At 47.2% G+C, this 21080-nt stretch carries 25 protein-coding genes; 6 read left to right on the top strand and 19 right to left on the bottom strand.

The annotated features are described in order from the left end of the window. Positions 1-7: 7 nt before the first annotated feature. From erpA to rplM, 6 genes are all read right to left on the bottom strand, one after another. Positions 8-340 (bottom strand): iron-sulfur cluster insertion protein ErpA, encoded by a 333-nt coding sequence (gene erpA, locus K4H28_RS00635; protein ID WP_373312789.1) that lies wholly within the window; start codon positions 338-340, stop codon positions 8-10. 88 nt (positions 341-428) lie between these two features. Next, complete coding sequence (locus K4H28_RS00630; protein WP_221006362.1) at positions 429-845, bottom strand: bactofilin family protein; 417 nt, start codon at positions 843-845, stop codon at positions 429-431. 12 nt (positions 846-857) lie between these two features. Beyond that, positions 858-1526, bottom strand: coding sequence for a DUF6776 family protein (locus K4H28_RS00625; protein ID WP_221006361.1), 669 nt, complete (start codon positions 1524-1526; stop codon positions 858-860). Positions 1527-1583: 57 nt separating this feature from the next. Next, positions 1584-2627, bottom strand: a complete 1044-nt coding sequence (argC, locus tag K4H28_RS00620; protein ID WP_221006360.1) for an N-acetyl-gamma-glutamyl-phosphate reductase — start codon at positions 2625-2627, stop codon at positions 1584-1586. Positions 2628-2857: 230 nt separating this feature from the next. After that, the gene (gene rpsI / locus K4H28_RS00615) at positions 2858-3250 is read right to left on the bottom strand and encodes a 30S ribosomal protein S9 (RefSeq protein ID WP_221006359.1); all 393 of its coding nucleotides are present in this window, start codon (positions 3248-3250) and stop codon (positions 2858-2860) included. Between the two features lie 29 nt (positions 3251-3279). Then, the gene (gene rplM / locus K4H28_RS00610) at positions 3280-3708 is read right to left on the bottom strand and encodes a 50S ribosomal protein L13 (protein ID WP_173532337.1); all 429 of its coding nucleotides are present in this window, start codon (positions 3706-3708) and stop codon (positions 3280-3282) included. Between the two features lie 367 nt (positions 3709-4075). Between rplM and K4H28_RS00605 the strand changes: the two genes are divergently transcribed. Further along, the gene (locus tag K4H28_RS00605) at positions 4076-4495 is read left to right on the top strand and encodes an OsmC family protein (protein WP_221006358.1); all 420 of its coding nucleotides are present in this window, start codon (positions 4076-4078) and stop codon (positions 4493-4495) included. A 15-nt stretch (positions 4496-4510) separates the two neighbouring features. Here the strand turns inward: K4H28_RS00605 and K4H28_RS00600 are convergent, their stop codons facing one another. The 5 genes from K4H28_RS00600 to coq7 form a co-directional block, all read right to left on the bottom strand. After that, positions 4511-5176 carry an MCP four helix bundle domain-containing protein gene (locus K4H28_RS00600; protein ID WP_221006357.1) on the bottom strand — a complete coding sequence of 222 codons (666 nt, stop codon included), beginning with the start codon at positions 5174-5176 and terminating at the stop codon, positions 4511-4513. Positions 5177-5184: 8 nt separating this feature from the next. Further along, positions 5185-5805: a cytochrome b/b6 domain-containing protein gene (locus tag K4H28_RS00595; RefSeq protein ID WP_221006356.1), complete on the bottom strand. Its 621-nt coding sequence runs from the start codon at positions 5803-5805 to the stop codon at positions 5185-5187. Beyond that, complete coding sequence (locus K4H28_RS00590; protein WP_221006355.1) at positions 5802-6635, bottom strand: formate/nitrite transporter family protein; 834 nt, start codon at positions 6633-6635, stop codon at positions 5802-5804. The genes K4H28_RS00595 and K4H28_RS00590 overlap by 4 nt, the downstream gene beginning before the upstream one ends. 135 nt (positions 6636-6770) lie before the next feature. After that, entirely contained in the window at positions 6771-8042 is a 1272-nt protein-coding gene (locus tag K4H28_RS00585) for an L-lactate MFS transporter (protein ID WP_255573571.1), read from the bottom strand. Between the two features lie 275 nt (positions 8043-8317). After that, entirely contained in the window at positions 8318-8953 is a 636-nt protein-coding gene (gene coq7 / locus K4H28_RS00580) for a 2-polyprenyl-3-methyl-6-methoxy-1,4-benzoquinone monooxygenase (RefSeq protein WP_221006353.1), read from the bottom strand. A 90-nt stretch (positions 8954-9043) separates the two neighbouring features. Here coq7 and K4H28_RS00575 point away from each other — a divergent pair, with 90 nt between their 5' ends. The 4 genes from K4H28_RS00575 to K4H28_RS00560 all read left to right on the top strand — a co-directional run bounded on the left by K4H28_RS00575 (position 9044) and on the right by K4H28_RS00560 (position 12109). Next, positions 9044-9658 (top strand): peptidylprolyl isomerase, encoded by a 615-nt coding sequence (locus K4H28_RS00575; protein ID WP_221006352.1) that lies wholly within the window; start codon positions 9044-9046, stop codon positions 9656-9658. 21 nt (positions 9659-9679) lie between these two features. Then, positions 9680-10183 (top strand): peptidylprolyl isomerase, encoded by a 504-nt coding sequence (locus K4H28_RS00570; RefSeq protein ID WP_221006351.1) that lies wholly within the window; start codon positions 9680-9682, stop codon positions 10181-10183. A 68-nt stretch (positions 10184-10251) separates the two neighbouring features. After that, positions 10252-10971, top strand: coding sequence for a UDP-2,3-diacylglucosamine diphosphatase (locus K4H28_RS00565; protein WP_221006350.1), 720 nt, complete (start codon positions 10252-10254; stop codon positions 10969-10971). A 94-nt stretch (positions 10972-11065) separates the two neighbouring features. After that, positions 11066-12109: an extracellular solute-binding protein gene (locus tag K4H28_RS00560; protein WP_221006349.1), complete on the top strand. Its 1044-nt coding sequence runs from the start codon at positions 11066-11068 to the stop codon at positions 12107-12109. A gap of 19 nt (positions 12110-12128) precedes the next feature. On the opposite strand, the gene K4H28_RS00555 is transcribed toward K4H28_RS00560, so the two are convergent. The 8 genes from K4H28_RS00555 to K4H28_RS00520 all read right to left on the bottom strand — a co-directional run bounded on the left by K4H28_RS00555 (position 12129) and on the right by K4H28_RS00520 (position 19452). Continuing rightward, entirely contained in the window at positions 12129-12935 is an 807-nt protein-coding gene (locus K4H28_RS00555) for a hypothetical protein (protein ID WP_221006348.1), read from the bottom strand. Positions 12936-13084: 149 nt separating this feature from the next. After that, positions 13085-13639, bottom strand: coding sequence for a hypothetical protein (locus K4H28_RS00550; RefSeq protein ID WP_221006347.1), 555 nt, complete (start codon positions 13637-13639; stop codon positions 13085-13087). Between the two features lie 142 nt (positions 13640-13781). Continuing rightward, positions 13782-14270 carry a 2-C-methyl-D-erythritol 2,4-cyclodiphosphate synthase gene (gene ispF, locus K4H28_RS00545; protein WP_221006346.1) on the bottom strand — a complete coding sequence of 163 codons (489 nt, stop codon included), beginning with the start codon at positions 14268-14270 and terminating at the stop codon, positions 13782-13784. A gap of 60 nt (positions 14271-14330) precedes the next feature. Further along, a complete protein-coding gene (locus K4H28_RS00540; RefSeq protein ID WP_221006345.1) occupies positions 14331-15434 on the bottom strand; it encodes a VanZ family protein in 1104 nt (367 codons plus the stop codon). A gap of 51 nt (positions 15435-15485) precedes the next feature. Beyond that, the gene (locus tag K4H28_RS00535; protein ID WP_221006344.1) at positions 15486-16544 is read right to left on the bottom strand and encodes a polyamine ABC transporter substrate-binding protein; all 1059 of its coding nucleotides are present in this window, start codon (positions 16542-16544) and stop codon (positions 15486-15488) included. 120 nt (positions 16545-16664) lie between these two features. Further along, a complete protein-coding gene (locus K4H28_RS00530) occupies positions 16665-17441 on the bottom strand; it encodes an ABC transporter permease (protein WP_221006343.1) in 777 nt (258 codons plus the stop codon). Next, positions 17431-18360 (bottom strand): ABC transporter permease, encoded by a 930-nt coding sequence (locus tag K4H28_RS00525; protein ID WP_221006342.1) that lies wholly within the window; start codon positions 18358-18360, stop codon positions 17431-17433. The genes K4H28_RS00530 and K4H28_RS00525 overlap by 11 nt, the downstream gene beginning before the upstream one ends. 3 nt (positions 18361-18363) lie before the next feature. Continuing rightward, positions 18364-19452: an ABC transporter ATP-binding protein gene (locus K4H28_RS00520; protein WP_221006341.1), complete on the bottom strand. Its 1089-nt coding sequence runs from the start codon at positions 19450-19452 to the stop codon at positions 18364-18366. A gap of 239 nt (positions 19453-19691) precedes the next feature. Between K4H28_RS00520 and K4H28_RS00515 the strand changes: the two genes are divergently transcribed. Next, the gene (locus tag K4H28_RS00515) at positions 19692-21050 is read left to right on the top strand and encodes a cyclic di-GMP phosphodiesterase (RefSeq protein ID WP_221006340.1); all 1359 of its coding nucleotides are present in this window, start codon (positions 19692-19694) and stop codon (positions 21048-21050) included. Positions 21051-21080 lie beyond the last annotated feature (30 nt).

The raw sequence follows: 21080 nt of genomic DNA, 5'->3' as shown, positions 1-21080 counted from the left end.
CGATGAATTACACCGAGAATGATGATCCACAGCCGCAAGTTGACTGGGCGTTCGGATTTTTAATCGTGAATTGTGAGCCTTCAATGCTTTCCACGTAATCGATCTCAGCACCGACTAAATATTGGTAACTCATTGGATCAACCAACAGCGTTACACCATTTTTAGTAATCGGCGTGTCGTCGTCATTGATGATTTCATCAAACGTGAAGCCATATTGAAAACCTGAGCAGCCACCACCCGTCACAAAGACACGTAGTTTCAGATCAGGATTGCCTTCTTCTAAAATCAATTCATTGACTTTGCTGGCAGCATTATCAGAAAAGACAAATGGTAGTGGCATCTCAGTTTCAGTGCTCATAATAGCTCCGCAAATAATAGTTGACTAAATTGATAGGGTTTATTATCCACGTCTCATCCAACGGGGTCAATCACTGTGCCGACTTGGCTTCGACACGCGGCACGTCTGCCGCCGCGACTTCTTCGCGTTTGCCATTATGGACATGAACCAAATGCCCTTCGATGATTGCACCAGGGTGCATTTCTAAGGTTTTATAAGCCAAATCACCCACAATTTTCGACTTGGCCTGCAATTCAACATAATGGCTGACTTCAATCGGCCCACGAATTTCACCATTTAAAATCAAATGCGAACATGTCACTTTACCTTCGATGCGGGCTTTTTCACTCACGACTAAAGTACCGGTTTTTTCATCCGCCATACTGACATTGCCAATAATCACGCCATCGACCCGCAAGCCGCCGGCAAACTTCACGTCACCAGCGACAGTCGTACCCTGGCCAATCAAACTATCAATTTTGGTACTGCCTTTTTTTTTGCTAAACACAGACGTCCCCTATTAGATTTTTTTCTGGCAACTGGCGAGTATTTTTTTACCTTCCGCCTCAACAAACCGTACATCCATGAGCATCGGACCAACAGCGTTTTCTGGCAATTTAAATTCACCTTCTGCGCGATGGTAATGCTTGACGCTTACAACAGGGGAGACATCATCCCCTAGCGCGATGCTTTGCTTCTTGCCGCCCACAAGGAATTGCAGATTTAATTGCAAGCGCCCCGACAATTCAGTGGTTTTATCTGTTCCCTGCACCAGCAGTAAACGATAACCTATTCGATCGGGCGCCAAAGTTTGCAGCTCACACGCCACAAAACTAGCGAGTCGGCTGCGGTCATTGCTTTGCAATAAGGACTCAAAGAAAGAGAGTGTTTCGCGCGTGGCCGCCGCATCTTGCAGCAGAGTCGACAGCTCGCGTTTGAGCGCATCGCGCTCAGCACCTACCACGGTCAACTGCTGCGCCAGCAAGGCTTTTTCTTGCTCTAAGGCAGTGAGCCGCTGCTGACTGCTTTGTATTTGATTTTGACTCAGCTGCGCATTTTTAGCCAACTGCATTTCTTGCTGGTATTGCCCATAACGCATTCCTGCATATGCAGCCAAAAGCAATACCCCAACAAATAGCACATAACGAAATACCTTGGCCTTAAACCCTAGCTGGGGTTTTAAGGCCATAGGCATCGCCGTTAGGCGCGCTCTTTGCAAACGATAAAGACGTTTGATTGGCATTGATTAAGGCAGTAACGGTACAACATCAAGACCGTGCTGCTCTGGCAAGCCAAACATTAAGTTCATAACTTGCACTGATTGGCCTGAAGCCCCCTTCACCAAATTATCTTCAACGACCAGTATCACCAGCAAATCACCATTACCTGGGCGGTGTACAGCAATACGTGCAGTATTACTTCCACGTACCGAGCGAGTTTCTGGGCAAGAACCCGCTGGCATCACATCGACAAACGGTTCGCCCGCAAATCGATCTTCAAATAGTTTTTGCACATCAACCGCTTTGCCCGCTTCAGTCAAGCGCGCATAAATCGTGGAATGAATACCGCGAATCATCGGCGTTAAATGCGGTACAAAAGTCAATTGGACAGGTGCGCCGTGAATGTCAGACAAGCCCTGCATGATTTCTGGCGAATGGCGATGGCCTTTGACGCCATAGGCCTTAAAGTTGTCAGCGCTTTCTGCAAATAACGTGCCGACTTCGGCTTTACGACCTGCGCCCGACACGCCAGATTTACAATCGGCAATGATGCCACTAGTTTCAATTAACTTCAGGCCGTTTTCAATCAGTGGCAACAAGCCCAATTGCACTGAAGTTGGATAACAGCCCGCCATCCCAATTAAACGGGCTTTCTGAATCGCTACGCGATTCACTTCTGGCAAACCGTACACGGCTTCGGCGAGCAAATCGATGCAGCTGTGCTCCATCGCGTACCATTTCACAAATTCAACCGGATCTTTCAGACGGAAATCAGCGGCCAAATCAATGACTTTCACGCCAGCGTCGAGCAATTCACGAGCTTGCGCCATTGCCACGCCATGTGGCGTCGCAAAGAAAACCACATCGCACTCAGTCAGTTTGGCGTCTTCTGGCGTAGAAAAGGAAATCTCAACACGGCCACGCAGGCTAGGAAACATCTCGGCCACTTTCATGCCGGCTTCTTTACGTGAAGTCACGGCTTTTAGCTCTACATCAGGATGGCGCGACAACAAACGTAGCAATTCAACCCCAGTGTATCCAGTACCGCCAACAATCCCAACCTTGATCATGCTCTTTTCCCTGTTCAAATTATCACAGCGATAATAAAGCAAAATGCGCGCATTGTGTGAGCTTGCACGCGCTGCGCGCAATTCGAAATACGACAGCCAATCGATGCTGCAATGCGAGGTATTCAAACACAAGATTTGCCAGATCAGTACCAGTCGCCAATACCCAAGTGACAGACGTAAAAAAGCCACCCCGCAGGATGGCTTTTTTGGTCCAACAATCCAAAAACGAATTAACGTTTAGAGAATTGTTTACGACGACGTGCGCCGCGTAGACCGACTTTCTTACGTTCAACTTCACGAGCGTCACGAGTAACCAGACCAGCCGATTTCAGAGTTGGTTTCAACGCTGCATCGTACTGAATCAGGGCACGGGTAATGCCGTGACGAACCGCGCCAGCTTGGCCAGATTCGCCGCCGCCAACCACGTTTACCATGATGTCGAAAGCTTCAAGATTGCTAGTCAACACGAGTGGTTGACGAACGATCATACGGCCAGTTTCACGAGCAAAGTAGTTATCAAGTGCTTTGCCGTTAACGATAATCTGACCAGTACCCTTAGCCAAGAACACACGAGCTACAGAGCTCTTGCGGCGGCCAGTACCATAATTGTATTTACCTACCATGATGCAATTCCTTTAAGTTTTGCGATCGCTTAGAGAGCAAGAGTTTTAGGTTCTTGCGCAGTGTGCGGATGTTCGCCACCGGCATAAACTTTCATTTTCTTGATCATTGCGTAGCCCAATGGGCCTTTTGGTAACATGCCTTTAACAGCAAATTCCAACGCACGGCCAGGAAATTTGTTTTGCATTTCAGTGAAGGTACGCTCGTAAATACCGCCTGGGTGACCAGTGTGACGGTAATAGATCTTTGCCGTTGCTTTATCGCCAGTAACGCGGATCTTGTCTGCGTTTACCACAACGATGTAGTCGCCGGTATCGACGTGCGGAGTGTATTCAGCTTTATGTTTGCCACGCAGGCGTTTGGCGATCTCGGCAGCGAGACGGCCCAGCACTAAGTCTGTGGCGTCCACAACGAACCACTCGCGCTTCACCTCGTGCGGCTTGGCAGAAAAGGTTTTCATGACTGCTAGTCCACGTTTTTGAATTTGAGAAAGTCGCGGATTGTAGCGGGTTAAATGCCACCCTGTCAAATGCATTTGCAAATAGATTCTAATCCGAGACAAAAAAAACGCAACCAAGGCATGCCGTGATTGCGCGAAATTCCACCAAATTAATGGAGGATGGAGGAGACGACACTGAGCAAGCCCAATGTCACTGTCGATTATCACAGACAAGCCAGTGTAAGGCAACCTACTTTGGTGCGGTGCGATTAGTGGTGGCACGCTTTTGGCGCAGTGAGTTGACTCACAAATTCGCCAGCCTTTTTAGAATCCCGTTAAAATAGCCTTCACGTTTCCAATCAAACATTCCATCTACGAGAGCAGCAAAATGAAAGTACGGGTTAAATGGGTCGAAGAAGTGAGTTTTTTAGCGCAGTCTGAATCAGGCCATGCGGTCTTGATGGATGGCCCGCCTTCTGGTGGCGGTCGCAACCTAGGTCCACGCCCAATGGAAATGCTGCTAATGGGCATGACTGGTTGCTCGACTTATGATGTGATCCACATTCTGAAGAAAGGCCGTGCGGACGTTAGAGACTGCGTGGTAGAGGTAGATGCAGAGCGCGCCGAAGTTGACCCGAAAGTCTTCACCAAAATTCACCTGCACTTTATTGTGACGGGCAAAGGACTGAAACCTGAGGTAGTAGAGCGAGCGATTAAGTTATCGGCAGAGAAATACTGCTCGGCATCAATCATGCTTGGGCAAGTCGTGCCGATTACGCATGATTTTGAAGTACTAGAAGCTAATTAATCGCTATATGTGCGCTTAAGGCTCGCGATGCGGCAAAGTGGCAGCAAGGCTTTTACGGAAAAAGTACGCTGCCACTACCACACCAAAAACACCCAAAATAGTCAGCAGTACAATCACCCAAGTCTGACGCCGCCCCGACTGCATAGAACGCTGCACCGCCTGCTCGACAAATTGCTCTTTAAAGTGAGCGTGCTGCGCTAAAGCCGACGTTAGACTATCCCCCGCGGGCTTCCACTCGCTTTCTACGACGACCACAGCAGCGTCCCTCTGATTGGCATTCGAATGCGCCAGCACCTTGTCTAAAGCCGCCAAATACACATTAAACAAACGGATGTCCTGCTCGATCAGTTCTTTATCACGCGCATTCACGACAAGGGAGTTTCGATACTCATCGAGCAAGGCCTGCGTTTCGGCAATATTGTGTCGAATGGTAGCTTCATGGGGTTCTTTCTTGGATTGTTCAGCATAGGAGAGGTGATACAAAGCATTCACGCGAATCAATAAGAAATCGCGCTCAATACCCGATAAAATCGCAAGGCTGCGAATAATACTTTCGTCGGTATATTCCAACTCATCGGCCATCTGCCGCGTACTTAAAACGCCGATCAGGCCAATCAACAACAAAGCCGAGACTGCTCCAGCAATAATCGCCACAAAGCGTTGATTGACCGACTTCACCATAGCGCCGACTAGGCCCGCTCCTGCTCTAGCTGAATATACTGCGCATCAACCTGTGGCGCAGCAATCGCATCGAGCACTTTTAAATCACGTACTGATAAACGGCGCAGCGCGACTTGGCCGGCAAAATAATGCATTGCCGTAGCGTAAAGCCCATGAGCCAGCGCAATAAAAATAAAGCCCATCGCCACCAACCCGTGTAACTGGCGAATCAAACCCATCGCCATTGGATTCAAAGTCATTGGCACAGTGACACCAAAAACAGGCTGCCCCGCCAAGTAGGCAATGCTCAGCAAAATCCCACTGCATGCCAAAAAACCAATCAAACCATATAGCAAGGCATGCATCACCTTGGCCACCAAAAGTTGCGCATCATCTGCAGCACAAGGCTTGGGAGAGCCATAAAAATTCAGCACCAGCAACCGCAACATACTCACGATAAAGGTCGCCTGCCCCAACACAGAGTGCGTTTGCATCCAAAAAGCAAACGATGCACTCCCCCGCCCCAGCCACTGCGCCAAACCCAGTGAAAGCAAAATCCCCAGAACCAGCGCCACAGTGAGCCAGTGCATCAGAATAGAAAATGGGTGGTAGCTGGCCGACTCGAGTTCGGCGCTGATGTCATCTCTCATGGCAAATCAATATCCGTTGGATTAACAACCTTGCCATCGGTTTCAGAATACAACCAAGCGTATGGCAAGCCAATCAGCAGCGCGCCGCCGACAATATTGCCCAAGGTCGCAGGCAGCAAATTATGAGTTGCAAAATCAAGCAGCGTAATATCAGCCCCCGCCAACATGGCGGCCGGCACAAAAAAGAGATTGGCGATACTATGCTCCATCCCCAAGGCGACAAACGTCATTACCGGCGCCCAAATCCCCACCATACGCCCCAAGGTATCTTTGGCCGAATACCCCTGCCATGCTGCCACGCAAACTAGCATATTGGCCAACACACCCTTCATAAAGACCACTTGAAACGGTTGATGCACTTTATGTTCGGCCAAATTAATGATGTAGGGCGTCCACGGCTGATTTGCGGTGAGCAAACCCGTCATATAGGCAAACGCCCACGCGGCAAATAATGCACCGATTAAGTTGCCGAGATAAGAAACCCCCCACACACGAACCACTTCCTGTAACTTCACTTGGCGGCGATACCAAGGCACCATTTGTGTGGCGCAATTCGAGGTAAACAAATCAGCCCCCGTGAGCACCACGGCGATAAAGCCAATCGGAAATACCGCGCCAAACAATAATTTATCAAGTCCTGGATTTTCTGCGAGCAGTTGCGTTGCCCCGCCCGCGACCACCACCGCGAGCAAAGCGCCCAGCGAAATAAAAATCCCACCCAAAAAAGCCATCACCAACAATCGAGACGGTCGCAGGGCGACTTTGACGACGGCAGAATCGTTGATGTAATTAACGAGATGATCAGGACTTAGAATATTTGAGACGGCCATTTATTGAATACCAATAAGACATGCGGAAATCATATTCTAGGCTCCATGCCATTAAAATAAATACACAAAATTACCGAATTCCAACGAAAAAGAGCCGAAATATCGGCTCTTTTGTTTCACATCAAATTTTTATCATTACTGCGCAGTACCAAAAGCCACATCGCTAACACCTGAGCGTTTTTTGGCCAACTCACGATCAACGAAGATCTTCATTGCAATCGATACCGCCAAGGCAAACAAGAAGATCCCTGAAAACACCACCGTCATCGCCGCGTAGCTGCCTGATGCTTCACGCAAGAACGAGGCGAATGATGAACCGACCAACCCAGCCATCGCCCAAGCAGTTAAAACATAGCCATGGATTGCGCTTACTTGTTTCGTACCAAACAAATCACCGATGTAAGCCGGCAAAGTCGAGAAGCCACCACCGTAGCAGGTCATGATGAGGTAAAGAACAGCTTGGAACACCAAAGCATCACGCATCGACGGCAAGAAGTAAAAAGCAACCACCTCTATCGTAAAGAACGTAATGTATGTGCTTGGACGCCCTAAGTAATCTGACAATGTAGCCCATACCAAGCGACCACCACCGTTAAACAAACCAATCAGCCCCACGACCGCACCAGCCGCCAACGGACTCATTCCAGTCACCTCCTGCGTCATCGGTGAAGCCACCGAGATCACAGCAATACCACAGGTGATATTGATGAACATCATGATCCATAAGCCGTAGAATGGTTTGGTTTTCACCGCCTCATTAGCTGTCATCGGCATCAGATCCATCGCCACTTTGGCTGTACCACTGGCCAAGCTTTCTTCCATGCCAGCAGGTTTCCAACCCACAGGAGGAGGCTCCAAATAACGTGCCGAAGACAACATCACCACCGCATAAATCACACCCAAGGTGTAGAAGGTATTCGCAATACCTACGGTTTGGATTAACTCAGCCATTAATGGTGCGCCAAAGAAAGAGGCAAAACCAAAACCCATAATCGCCAGACCCGTCGCTAAACCACGACGATCAGGGAACCACTTCATCAAGGTCGACACAGGCGTCACATAACCCGTTCCCAAACCGACACCACCCAGCACACCATAGCAAAGATAGAGCATCCACAGATTACCGATAGAAATAGCAAACCCCGACCCTAGCAAACCCAAAGACCAGCACACCGCAGAGATCGTGCCAGAAAAGCGTGGGCCGCGTTTTTCAACCACATGCCCCATCACCGCCGCCGACATCCCCAACATGAAAATGGCTAAGCCAAAGGTGAAGCCAACCTCTTTCAAACTCCAACCCATTTGCGCCATCAAAGGTTTTGAAAAAACACTCCATGCATACACAGAGCCAATCGAAATATGAATCCCGACCCCTGCTGCAGCCATCAACCACCGATTCTTAGCCATCACGACCTCCAGTCACTCAAAATGCGCAGGTCTTTATTGATTTGATAAAGATTTATTGCGTCACGACTAGATTGCCACCTTGCTTACAAACACATATTGACAGTGATCAACAAGGCACTATTACACAGACAGACGGTAAATAATCCTCACACACAAACCGTTTCGAGATCAACTTTTCAGGACCCAATGTAAAGACACAAAAAAAGGGTATTGCCACCCAGTCATTATTAAAAAACGCCTAGATAGCAATACCCTTAGAAACTCACAAATTTAAGTTAGATTCGATATGACAAGCTCGTCATCACCTTCGATGTTGCAGTCATCAATTGCACCACAGGCAAGGGCAAGGGTGCAGCACCGAGCGCCACGGCTTGTTCAGCGTGACTGGTTTCATCAATCGCCATTTGTGTCACAATCGCGCGACTTTTGGCGTCTTGCTCAGGCAATTGGCTGAGATGACTTTCCAAGTGAGCCGTCACTTGACGCTCTGTTTCAGCCAAAAAGCCCAGATTCCATTTATCGCCAATCACCCCCGCCGTCACGCCCATCGCAAACGAGCCGGCGTACCACAAAGGATTTAATACACTGCGATGGCTACCCAGCTCGCCCAACCGGCGCTCCGTCCACGCGAGATGCTCGACTTCTTCTTGTGCCGCTTGCTTGAGCGCTTCGCGTGCGGCGGGGTCGCGCGCAGTGAGTGCCTGCCCCTGATACAAGGCCTGAGCGCAGACTTCGCCGCAATGATTCACACGCATCAAGCCAGCGGCATGCGATTTTTCCGCATCACTTAATTCAGCCTCTTCGAGCGCAGCATCTGGATGCTTGCGAGCACTCGTTGCTGGCGCTGCCAAGGTACGCAACACGGTATCAAACTCAGTAATCAACTGATCAAAAGAAGGTAATTTCAGCATGATGGGTTCTCCTTAAGGTGACAATTCTACACTGCAGCCATGATATGATTACTAGATTGTATCTATTCCCATTTTTTTGCAGGACTCACCATGAAACGCCTCATTATTGCCGCAGCGCTTGCTCTCTCTAGTTTGACTGCGTTTGCAGCAAACCCACAAGTTGAACTCAACACCAGCAAAGGCAAGATTGTGGTTGAGCTCTATCCAGAAGCCGCACCGCTAACGGTAGCAAATTTTCTGCAATACGTTGAAAGCAAACACTACGACGGCACGATTTTTCACCGCGTGATTCCAGGGTTTATGACACAAGGCGGTGGATTTAATGCACAAATGGAACAAAAACCGACTAAAGCTTCAGTACAAAATGAAGCCAAGCAAGCGCTAGAAAAAGGCCTAGGTAATGACCGTGGCACCATCGCGATGGCGCGTACAGGTCAACCTCACTCGGCCACTAGCCAATTTTTTATTAACTATAAAGACAACAGCTTTTTGAATTACCCAGGTCAAGATGGCTTTGGTTATACCGTATTTGGTCGTGTCATCAGCGGCATGCCGGCTGCGGACCAAATGGCCAAAGTCACCATCCTACCCGGCGACACGCCTGCGGAACCGATTGTGCTGATTTCTGCCCGAACTATCCCAGCAAAAGCTGACAAGGCAGACAAAACCAAAACGAACAGCGCCAGCAAAGCCAGCGCTAAATAATTTTTTATAAAAGGAAACGACATGACTAAAGTAAAACTCACCACCAGCATGGGCGACATCGTTTTAGAGCTGAACGAAGAAAAAGCACCGATTACTGTTGCTAATTTCGTGCAATACGCAACTTCTGGCCATTACGATGGCACGATTTTTCACCGCGTAATTGATGGCTTTATGGTGCAAGGTGGTGGCTTTGAGCCTGGCATGAAAGAAAAGAAAGACAAACACCCAACGATTCAAAACGAAGCCGACAATGGCTTGAAGAACGACATTTACACGGTTGCAATGGCACGCACGCCAGAGCCGCATTCAGCCTCATCACAGTTCTTCATCAATGCTGCGGATAATGACTTCCTGAATCACCGCAACAAGACCTCGCAAGGCTGGGGTTATGCGGTATTTGGCGCGGTAATTGAAGGCCAAGACATCGTTGATAAAATCGAAAAAGTAAAAACGGGCAGCAACGGCTTTCACCAAGATGTGCCAAAAACGGACGTCGTGATTATCAGTGCTGAAGTACTTGCTTAATTTAGAATTAACACAGTAAAGCGCAGCTGAGCCTGCGCTTTTTTTATGTCCAACTAGCCAGCAAATCCATGACGCAACCCAGCTACTTTATTTCCGACTTACATCTTTCGCCGAACGATAGCGCAACGGTCCACACCTTTCAGCAGTTTATGAGCACGACCGCACGTGATGCGGAGCGTCTTTACATCTTGGGTGATTTATTCGAGTACTGGTTTGGCGACGACCAACTGGAAGACGCGTTTTATGCCGAGCAAGTAGCGCATATTGCAGCGGTAGCAAAAAGTGGCGTCGACATCTACTTTATGGGCGGCAATCGTGACTTACTGATCAGCAAACGCTTTGCCCGTGCGGCGCAGCTCACGCTCTTGCCTGACCCCACGCTCATTGAGCTACAAGGTCAAAGCATCATCTTGGCACACGGTGATTTATATTGCACTGATGATGTGGCCTATCAACGTTATCGCCGACTCGCGCACAATCGAATTGTGCAATTTATTTGGCTCAATTTGCCCAAAAAAGTGCGTGATCAACAAATCAACAATTTAAGAAATAAATCCAAAAAAGCCAATCAAAATAAAGACCAAATGATTATGGATGTCAACGCGCAAGCGATTGAAAAGGCGCTCAAGCAAAGCACGGCCAAAATACTCATTCACGGCCATACTCATCGCCCAGCGCAACATCAACACGAAAATGGCATACGCTGGGTACTCCCAGACTGGCAAGATGGGCGCGGTGGCTACCTCAGCTGCATCGGTGGGCAGCTTAAACTACATAAATTGATTTGATTTTTGTAATATTAATGAAACAATAACAGCAAGCAGTTGATTTTATTGCATTTCCAGCTATACCTTTTCAATACCCCCAATGAAAAGATAGCGTATGAAAGTATTGACTCGAGCCAGCGCCCTCCTCTTGATCATCGCTATGCTCACCCAAATCACTTGGGCAAGTGATGTACTCAGAATTTTAACTTGGCATGGCTATGCGGATGCCGATTGGATTGCTGAATTTGAGCGAGACCATGATGTGCGCGTCGATGTTACATTTGTCGAAAGCGACGATGAACTATGGGAAAAACTGAGCAAAAATCATGGCGAAGATTTCGATGTCTTTGCCGCAAATACCGCCGAATTACAACGCTACATCGCCAATAACATCGCCACGCCAATCCAGATAAAAAATATTCCCAATAGCAAAAATCAAGCGCTTCGATTTCGGAACACAGAAAAGATCACCGGCCTCAATCACAATGGCAATCTGTACGCAGTTCCGTTTACATATTCTGAAATGGGCTTAATTTACGATAAGAAACAATTCAAATCTGCCCCCACCTCAATGAGCGCACTTTGGCTACCGCAATATCAAGGCAAAATCATCCTTTATGACGGCAGCAATCATAATTTCAGCCTCACCGCGCTACTGCTTGACGCAAAAAACCCATTTCAGCTATCCCCTATTGAAATGAATAATACGGTCAAAAAGTTGCTTGAACTCCGAGCACAAAATCCCATTTTCTACACAGGGCCTGAAGAAAGTGTTCGACTCTTTCTGAAAAATAATGCAGCCCTCATGTTTGCCAACTATGGCAAACAACAAGTCAAACAATTGCAACAGGCCAATCCAGAGATCGGCTATATCATCCCCAAAGAAGGCGCACTCGCTTGGCTAGATTGTTGGGCCATCACGGTCAGTGCAAAAAATAAACCTTTAGCAGGGCAGTGGATTAATTTCACTTTAGAAAAAAATATCAGCACAGCCCTTACTCGACGGCAAGGACTGTCCAATACTTTGGTAGCCAATAATTTAAACGAAGATGACAAAATCATTTGGCTTGAACCATCAGAAAACTTTGAGCTACGCAGCCAGTACTGGGAACGGATTCGCGCTGGGAACGCTAGAAAAGCGCCGAAAAAAACCCAATAAGCCCCAATCAGCGAACAACTCACTTGGGTAACTCAACCTTTACCCATACCGTATAGCTTTGTTCGCGAGAAACACTTTGCGTTGATAACAAGCCCTGTTCATTCGATGCCTGTTGCAGCCTAGTCTCACCGACTGGCAACCACTCACCAAGCTGGCCTTGTACCTCACTGAACACGGCGTGACCTTCAGTGCTACTTTTTCCAGTAAACCGTCGTTGATTTGGCATTAGTTGCAAAGTCACCGCTGTCGCCCCAATACGCCGTGGTGCGACGTAAAATCCAGTCCCTGCACTTTGCCACTGCCCACCAAAGTGAGCAATTGAATAATTGGGTCGATAAACAAAACTTAACTGAGGAATAAAGCGCTGCTGCCCCAGTTGAATAAAGCCTTCTGCGCCATCTAAAATACGCAGGGTTTGCATACTTGATCTCTGGGATTGTAATTGCTGATTCTGTACCGTCACACGGCCTGTCAAATCCACATCGCCATTTTTGATCACCACCCCACCTTGCGTCGAGAGGCCCGATTGCCCTTCACGACTCGTACTTCGCTGCTCGACGGTGACGATTAAATTTTGTAGGGGCGTATCAAGCTGCTGCAGTAAATTACTGATCTGCGCCAAACTCTGCGCGTCTGGCGCGGCAACAATCAAAACCCCATTAAATGCTTGAATTCTCGCTTGTGGAAAAGTCGCTTGCAGTATAGGTAATACCTGCTCAGCCAAGCGATAGCGCAAAGTGATCGTTTCAAGCACCTCAGCACGAGACGCCACCGAAAAAAATAGCAGCAGTATTACTATGGAAACCATATTTAAAATTGTTTTCAAGCGAATACCCCAACTAAATCCAAGTTCAGTACCAAAATTATCATTGAGTTATAGCGCAAGGATTACTTATTTTCTGCGCGATTCTAGGAAAAAAAAAGCCTGCGCTCTTTCGCACAGGCTTTCTATTCAATCGTTGCGTCTCTCAAATATTACTGCCCCCAAACAACAGCCTTGATACGAGTCACAATCAACAATTGATCGCCGGCAGAAGCTTTAGCCAGCAATTCTTTATTTGGTACAGAAATTGTAATAAATTCGCCAGGAACATTACGAACCACAGCCTCACTTTTCGCCATATTGATACTAACAATATCATTACGAACCGTACGCGTGATCACTGTACCAACACCATTGGCAGTCACATCACGACCCGATGTTTCCACAATACTGCGCACACCAGCACCACCCTTATGCAACACCAAAACGATAGCTTGCGAACCAGCTACGTTGACAATGTCGCCCGGTTTAACTTGATCAAGTGCGACTTTTGCATCGACATTATCAAATGCCAGCGCCCGGCCATTTTGCATTGCCAAAACCACGCTGCGGGTGGCCATATCCACAGAGACAACGACAGCCTGCTCTTTTTCAAACTCAGCAGCGCTCATAATCACTTCATTAGCAGCGGCTTGCTCTGCGTGTGCGACTTGCCCCAACAATAAACCGGCTACCAAACACATTGAACCCAATAAGTTTTTACGCATTGCTCATCTCCCGTTGTATTGAAAACGACTATTGCTCAATGCAATCGCTCGTGATTAAATGCTAACACAGGGTGTCAGCGTAATCCAGATTCAAACAATTCACATCAATTTTAGTACAAAAAAACCCCACACTTTTTGTCAGCTACATTCTGGGCAATAACAACACAATAGCTTGCGCCTCAACGGACTCACCATGACCAACAGGACCAAGTTTTTCATAGGTCTTAGCTTTCACATTGACGCACGCCACATCGACACAAAGATCTTCGGCAATATTTTTGACCATCTCAGGAATGTGCGGTGCCATTTTGGGTTGCTGAATGAGGACAGTTGCATCCAAATTACCAACCAGCCAACCCGCCTCTGCAGCCCGACGAACCGCCTCACGCAAAAGAACACGACTATCTGCGCCTTTAAACTCAGGCGCTGTATCAGGGAAGTGTCGACCAATATCGCCCAAGCCAGCCCCACCCAAGACGGCATCAGTAATCGCATGCAATAAAGCATCGGCATCCGAATGGCCAAGCAAGCCTTTTTCATAGGGTATATGAACACCACCAAGGATTAATGAACGCTCTAAAACCATACGGTGCACATCCCATCCTTGACCTACGCGAAACGGCAATGCCATTAACGATCTTCCTTAAATAAAAAATAACTAATAAACTGAGTCGATTCACTCAGACAGATGCTACCAATTTTGCTCTTGCGCTGGCGCCGCCATGAAATACAGAAAAAACAACATGGCCCCCAAGGGCCAAACATCACCAATCGCATGCGACATGCCATTAAAATGCTGCAAATGACCATAATTCCATTTGAAAATCATTAGCTGCGGACTTTCTGTGGGTGACAAAGGCCATAAGTAGCTAACCCAAGTCGCGGCAAAAAGCGAAGAAAATCCAGCGAAAGAGCGCAAACGTCGGTTGAGCTGCCACAAAATCCACAAAACAAGGCCACCGACCAGTCCGCCCAACACAATATTCAAATTCAGCCATGCAAAAAATTGCTCTGGCTGCAATAGCATCCCAGCAAAACCCATTTTCATCAGCAAAGCACAAAATAAAACCCCGAACATCGCTCGCGGTATTTGTCGACTTTCCCGCACCAAAACTGAAACAAAGAGCCCGACGCCCAACAAATGCAACATCATTCCTCCCCCTTCTAACAGCCTTAAAAACAGAGCAGGATCATTCAACGGCGAAACAAAGGGTTGCGGCAAACCTTGTGGCAGCACCACGACCCCCAAAAAAGGCAGGCTAGGATCAAATTGCGTGGTGAACCAGAGTAATAACCAGATTGCCCCCCACTCCACCACTGCACCTGGGGCCAAATAATCATGCCGAAACAATTGCCAACGTCTCAATACCGATCGATGACTAAATAAAACGCCGATGACTGCGCCCAAAAATGCGCCAAATCCATTACTTAATATATCCATATTCGAAGCAATTCGGCTTGGTAAAAACTGCTGCACAAACTCGACCCCCATAGAGATAAAAAACCCGATCAGTGTCGCGTAGATAAGCGCCAAACGAGAATGCCTGAAGATTATGGCCGCACTTAAACCCAGCGGAATATAAGCCAAAATATTGATCGCATTATCAAACAGCGTGAAGTAATAGGGCAGAGGGTAGCTAAAGAACGCCAATATCGGCTCGCCGGTAAATCGCCAACCAGAGAACGGGTACCAGCTTAAAATTAAAATGACCAACAAAGAAACGGCAAAGAAAAAAGGCGAAACCACAGTGGGTTTCGCTTTTCGGGCGAGAAAGCTGATCGAAGAAGACTTCATTGAAAAGTTAAGCCTCTAAGCGGCTTGCCCGCCTAGAGGTCAAATTAAGCCTTATTTTGAGGTTTTCACTTTGGTCCACAATTTATTTAACTCGCGCAATTGCTTGCCTTCCAAAGCATTCAATTGTTGCAGTCGTTTCATTGTAGCGGCATCAGGGAACACCGATTGCAAAGCTTTGATTTCTGGCTTCACAAAAGCAACGGCAGCTAGATTTGGGTTGCCCGCACCAATCATATTGGTCAAGTCAGCAGCATTTTTGCCTTCCAACATAAAATTCATAAATTTATAGGCCAAGTCAGGACGTGGCGCGTTTTTCAGAATCATCATATTGTCGACAGACAGCGTATTGCCTTCTTTTTGCAGACCAAAATTCACAGCGAACTTACGTTTGGCTGCTTTTGCATCCGCGACGGCTTGAAACATATCGCTCGAATAACCATGCGCAACCCAGATATTACCCACGGTTAATTCTTTGATATAACTTTGGCTGTTAAAAGCCGCCCAGAATGGTTTAGCCTTTAGAATAGTCTCTTGCGCTTTTTGTAATTCGGCAGGATTCGTTGAGTTCGCAGAAAAACCGTTGTACATCAAGGCGGCGGCAAATACTTCGCGACTATCGTCAAGGACTGTCACTTTGCCCTTCATTTTAGCCAAAATCACTGGATCAAAAATCACTGCCCATGAGTCAGAATTAACGCCAAGCTCTTTAAGCTTGGTTTCGTTGTAACCCAGCAACGTTGTGGTAAATGAGTAAGGCAATGAATGTTTATTACCTGGATCAAACACGCTATTCATAAATGCAGGATTAATATTTTTTGCATTCGGCAATTTAGCCATGTCTAAAGGCTGTACTAAATTTTGCTTAATCAAGGGTGGAATCGCAAAACCTGTTGGCACGACCACGTCATAGCCTTTCGCGCCTGCAGATAATTTAGCGAGCATTTCTTCCATTGCACCGTAGTAATCTTGTACCACGCGGCACTTGCAGCTTTGCTCGAAACGCTTCACGGTTTCTGGCGCAATATAGTTGTTCCAGTTATAGACATGCAATACATCTTCAGCTTGAGCGAAACCCGCCGTCATCATCAAAGCAAGCAAAAGTTTTTTCATCGTAAATAACTCCAAATCGAGAAAATAAATCGTACTGAGTAGATTAGTTGATTGGCTAAATTATTGCACAAAATAGTCGGGCTCAACTTACGCTCTCGGCGTTTCAACATGAAGCCCGACTTAGCTCGCGCGGATCGCACTAGGCGCCACTTTACTGGCCAACAAAATCAAGCCCAACGTCAGCAACATCAGTAGCGTTGAAATCGCATTGACTTCTGGCGTCACAGCAATTCGAATCATTGAGTAAATTTGCAAAGGCAGTGTAGAAGCGCCCGCCCCAGCGGTGAAGAAGGTAATCACAAAGTCATCAATCGACAAAGTAAACGCCATCAAAGCGCCAGCAATAATGCCAGGCATAATCAATGGCATCGTGATTGCGCGAAAAGCTTGCACAGGCGTAGCCCCCAAATCACGAGCGGCTTCCACCAAGGAATCATCCATCCCTTGCAAGCGTGAACGAACTACAATCGCCACAAAACCAATACAAAATGCAATATGTGACAACACAACCGAAACCAGTCCCAATGTCATGTTCAGCATAACAAAGAAGATCAGCAGAGCAACGCCCATCAAGATTTCAGGAATGGCAATCGGAGTTAAAACCAAAATCGGCAGCAGGCGCAATTTATACTTATGCATTGCCAAACCCGCGAGCGTACCCAGCACCGTGGCAAAAAAGCTAGTCACCAGCGCAATCAGCAATGAATTTCGCGCAGCGACCAAGAGCTGCTCATTGTGCATCAGTAAGGAATACCATTTAAAAGTAAAACCCACCCATTCGGCATTGAGTTTGGAATCGTTAAACGAATACGCCACCACAATGATTAAAGGAACATACAAAAAGCCATATACAAAAATGGCAGCAGCCCATAGCCATTTGGATTGCTTAGAGCGCATTTCGTTTCCCTCCACGGCCAACCAGCATCGCCAAACCCGCCATCAGCAGAACGGCCAGCGTCAACATAATCGACAGCACCGAACCAAATGGCCAATCACGGCTATCCAAAAATTGTTGTTTAATCAAATTACCAATCATCATACCGTCCGTGCCGCCCAATAAATCCGGCACTGCAAACATACCCAAAGCAGGAATAAAGACCAAAGCAGCACCAGCCCATACCCCAGGGAGGGATAGCGGCCAAGTTATCTTCCAGAAACGCTGCCAACCCGATGCCCCTAGGTCTTGTGCTGCATCAAGCAGTGCGGTGTCGTGCTTTTCTAAATTGGCATAGAGCGGCAAAACCATAAATGGTAGATGTACATATACCAATACCACAATCACCGCAAAATGCGTGTACATCAATTGAATTGGCGCGACCCCCACCCAAGAGAGCGCTTGGTTGATGGTCATCACAAAATAACCTTGCGGCCCAAGAATAATCATCCATGCGTAGACACGAATCAGAAAGTTACTCCAGAACGGCAAGATAACCAGCAAAATCATCACATCACGGTATTTCTTGGGGCTTCGCGCAATTAGCCAAGCCAATGGATAAGCCATCACCAAACAAGCTAGGGTCGTAATACCCGCATACCAAAACGACTTAATAAACAGCTCAAGATAAATGCTGTCTTCAAAGAAACGAGAGAAGTTCTCAAACGTCAGAAAATCCTGCCAGTTTTGCGCATTGAGCAGCAATTCGTTGCGACCCGTTTCAGGATTAATATCAATCAGCGGCAACAAGCCGCCATAATCACCTGGATAACGAAATGCAGCAGCCGCCATAATCAATGTCGGAATAGCAAAAAACACCAGCAAATACAACAAAGGAGGCCCAGACAATATCCAACGACCCAAGGACTTATTTTTAGCCATCACTCAACCCAAAATAAAGTGGCCAGCGTCAAAACGCCAAGCCAATTCCACTAAATCATTGTCATCAAAAAACTTCGCACGACCCGGAGCAGAGTTCGGGAGCATCGTCTCAACCAAAATACCATTTTCAAGCTCAACCACATATATGGTGACATCGCCCAAGTACAGGCAGTCGTGCACCTTGCCTTTAAAGTGCACTTCATCGACGGCATCTTGCGGCAACTGCGCTGCGAGTTTGATTTTTTCTGGGCGTAAAGTCAGCGTGCCCTTTTGACCGACTTGCGCGCCTGCAACCAGTAAAGTCTCAGCCATGCCAACGCCAGGAATTTCCAACTGCATACGATCAGAGCCGATTGAAACAATCGTGGCATCCAACAAATTACATTGACCAATAAAATCAGCTACAAAGCGGTTTTTCGGATGGCTGTAGATCACTTCTGGCACATCCAGTTGTGACACTTCACCTTTGTTCATAACCGCAATTCGATGCGACAAAGCCAACGCTTCACCTTGATCATGCGTCACATACACAAAAGTAATGCCCACTTCTTTTTGCAGTTGAATTAACTCAATCTGCATTTCCTCACGCAGTTTGGCATCCAAAGCGGAAAGCGGCTCATCGAGCAATAACAACTTAGGACGATTAACCAACGCCCGCGCAATCGCGACACGCTGCCTTTGCCCGCCCGACATTTCGTGAGGGTAACGCTGCGCAAATGCTGTCAGCTGCACATCCTCTAGCACTTCTGCAACGCGGTGTTTTAGTTCATCCGGTGCGACTTTTGCCATTTTTAAAGGGAAGGCAATATTTTGAGCGACCGTCATATGCGGAAATAAGGCATAGTTTTGAAACACCGTGTGTACAGGGCGTTTTTCAGGCGGAACCGCAGCAACATTAATGCCATCTAAGACGATTTCACCTGAGTCGGGTTGTTCAAAGCCAGCCAACATGCGTAGCAAAGTCGTTTTACCGCAGCCAGAAGGCCCTAATAAGGTGAAAAATTCGCCGGCCTCAACCGATAAACTCACATGATTGACGGCCGTAAAATCACCAAAGCGTTTTACGACGTCACGGATTTCCAACAACGCCATGAATTAAACCCTTATCTACAATTTTTTGCGTATTTTAACAAGATAATGGCAATCAGTGCTTGTGGATAGCCCTCATTGCTCTTGAATTTGAACAAGGCTGATCGAAGCTTATTGATGAAAGCCAATCCTATTTCATTTAAATTAATGCCAAGCCTGTTTTTCAAAGCCGAATTTGATAAAACAAAGCTTATAATTATGAATACTCAACACCATCGATACCTTTAGGATCTAGCTCTCCCGTGGAAATCCGCATTCCTGTTCTCAAGTTGCAACTGGGCCAGTTCATTAGTGAACTTGATCGGCCATGGCTTGATACGCCCTTCCTTATGCAAGGATTTTTGCTGGAAAATCAACAACAAATTGAATTACTCATTGAGCACTGCGAACACGTTACGCTCGATTTGGCACGATCTAATGGCGGTATTGCACAGTGGACTTCTTTGCTCAGCGAAGCTGATACAATCAAACTCGCCAGCAAATCAAAACGCAAACCTTTGTTCGAACAATCGCTCAGTCCAGAGCAAAAAGTAGAACGTTTAAACATTTTGCGTGAATTGCGTCGCTTATTTTCAACATGGCGACAACAACATAGCTCCGATACATCAAGCGGCAAAAATGAAGCGAAAATCGTTCTCTACGATGATTCGGCAGCCGTTGAACAAGAAATAAAAGTCGCCAGCCAAACCCACAAAACCGCGCAGCGTTTTGTGCTGAGCTTGATGGAGTCAGTGCGCCAAGACTTACAGCCCAAAGTAGAAGAAGTCAACGAAGTGGTGTCTGACTTGGTCAGCTCGATTATTCGCAATCCGAATGCGCTGTTGTGGCTAACTCAACTGAAAGACCGAGATCAATATACCTACGCACATTCGATCGATTCTGCCGTATATATGCTGGCGTTTGGTAGGCACTTGGGATATCCGCGTGAAGAGCTGCACAAACTCGGTATGGCCGGCTTGATGCTCGACGTGGGTAAAATGAAATTACCCAAAGAACTACTGAGTCGCACTGGTCGCTATACGCCGGGCGAATTTATGTTGATGAAAACGCACGTCAACCATAGCCTCGATATTATTGGGCAAATGGATAGTATCCATATTGACGTGTTTGATATGGTCGCTCGTCACCATGAGCGCTACGACGGCAGTGGCTATCCGCTAGGCCTCAAAGCCGAGCGTATCGGCATGTTTGGCAGTATGGCGGGGATTGTGGACTGTTTTACCGCACTAACCAGTGATCGCAGCTACTCTAATGCCAAGTCCGCACATGAAGCGTTGCAGTTGATGTACAAATGGAGCGAACGTTATTTTCACCCCGCATTGATTGAACAGTTTTCGCAATGCGTTGGCATTTTCCATGTCGGCACTTTGGTTGAACTAACCACCGGTGAAGTGGGAATTGTTATTGGACAAAATCGGGTCCGCCGCCTCAAACCTAAATTATTGATTATTTTAGGCCCAGATAAACGCCCCTATGCCCGCCCGCATACGCTTGATTTAATTACCAATCCAAGTTTACCGAGCGGTTTACCGATCACAATCCGCTGCGAACTACCGCGCGGCTCGCACAATATTGATCCACGAGAATTCTTTTTGGAGTGAATCTTTTGGAGCAATTTCTTTTGGAGCAAG

This window comes from Deefgea tanakiae (assembly GCF_019665765.1).
In the GTDB taxonomy this organism is placed as follows: Bacteria; Pseudomonadota; Gammaproteobacteria; order Burkholderiales; family Chitinibacteraceae; genus Deefgea; species Deefgea tanakiae.
This window is presented reverse-complemented; position numbering and strand designations above follow the sequence as displayed.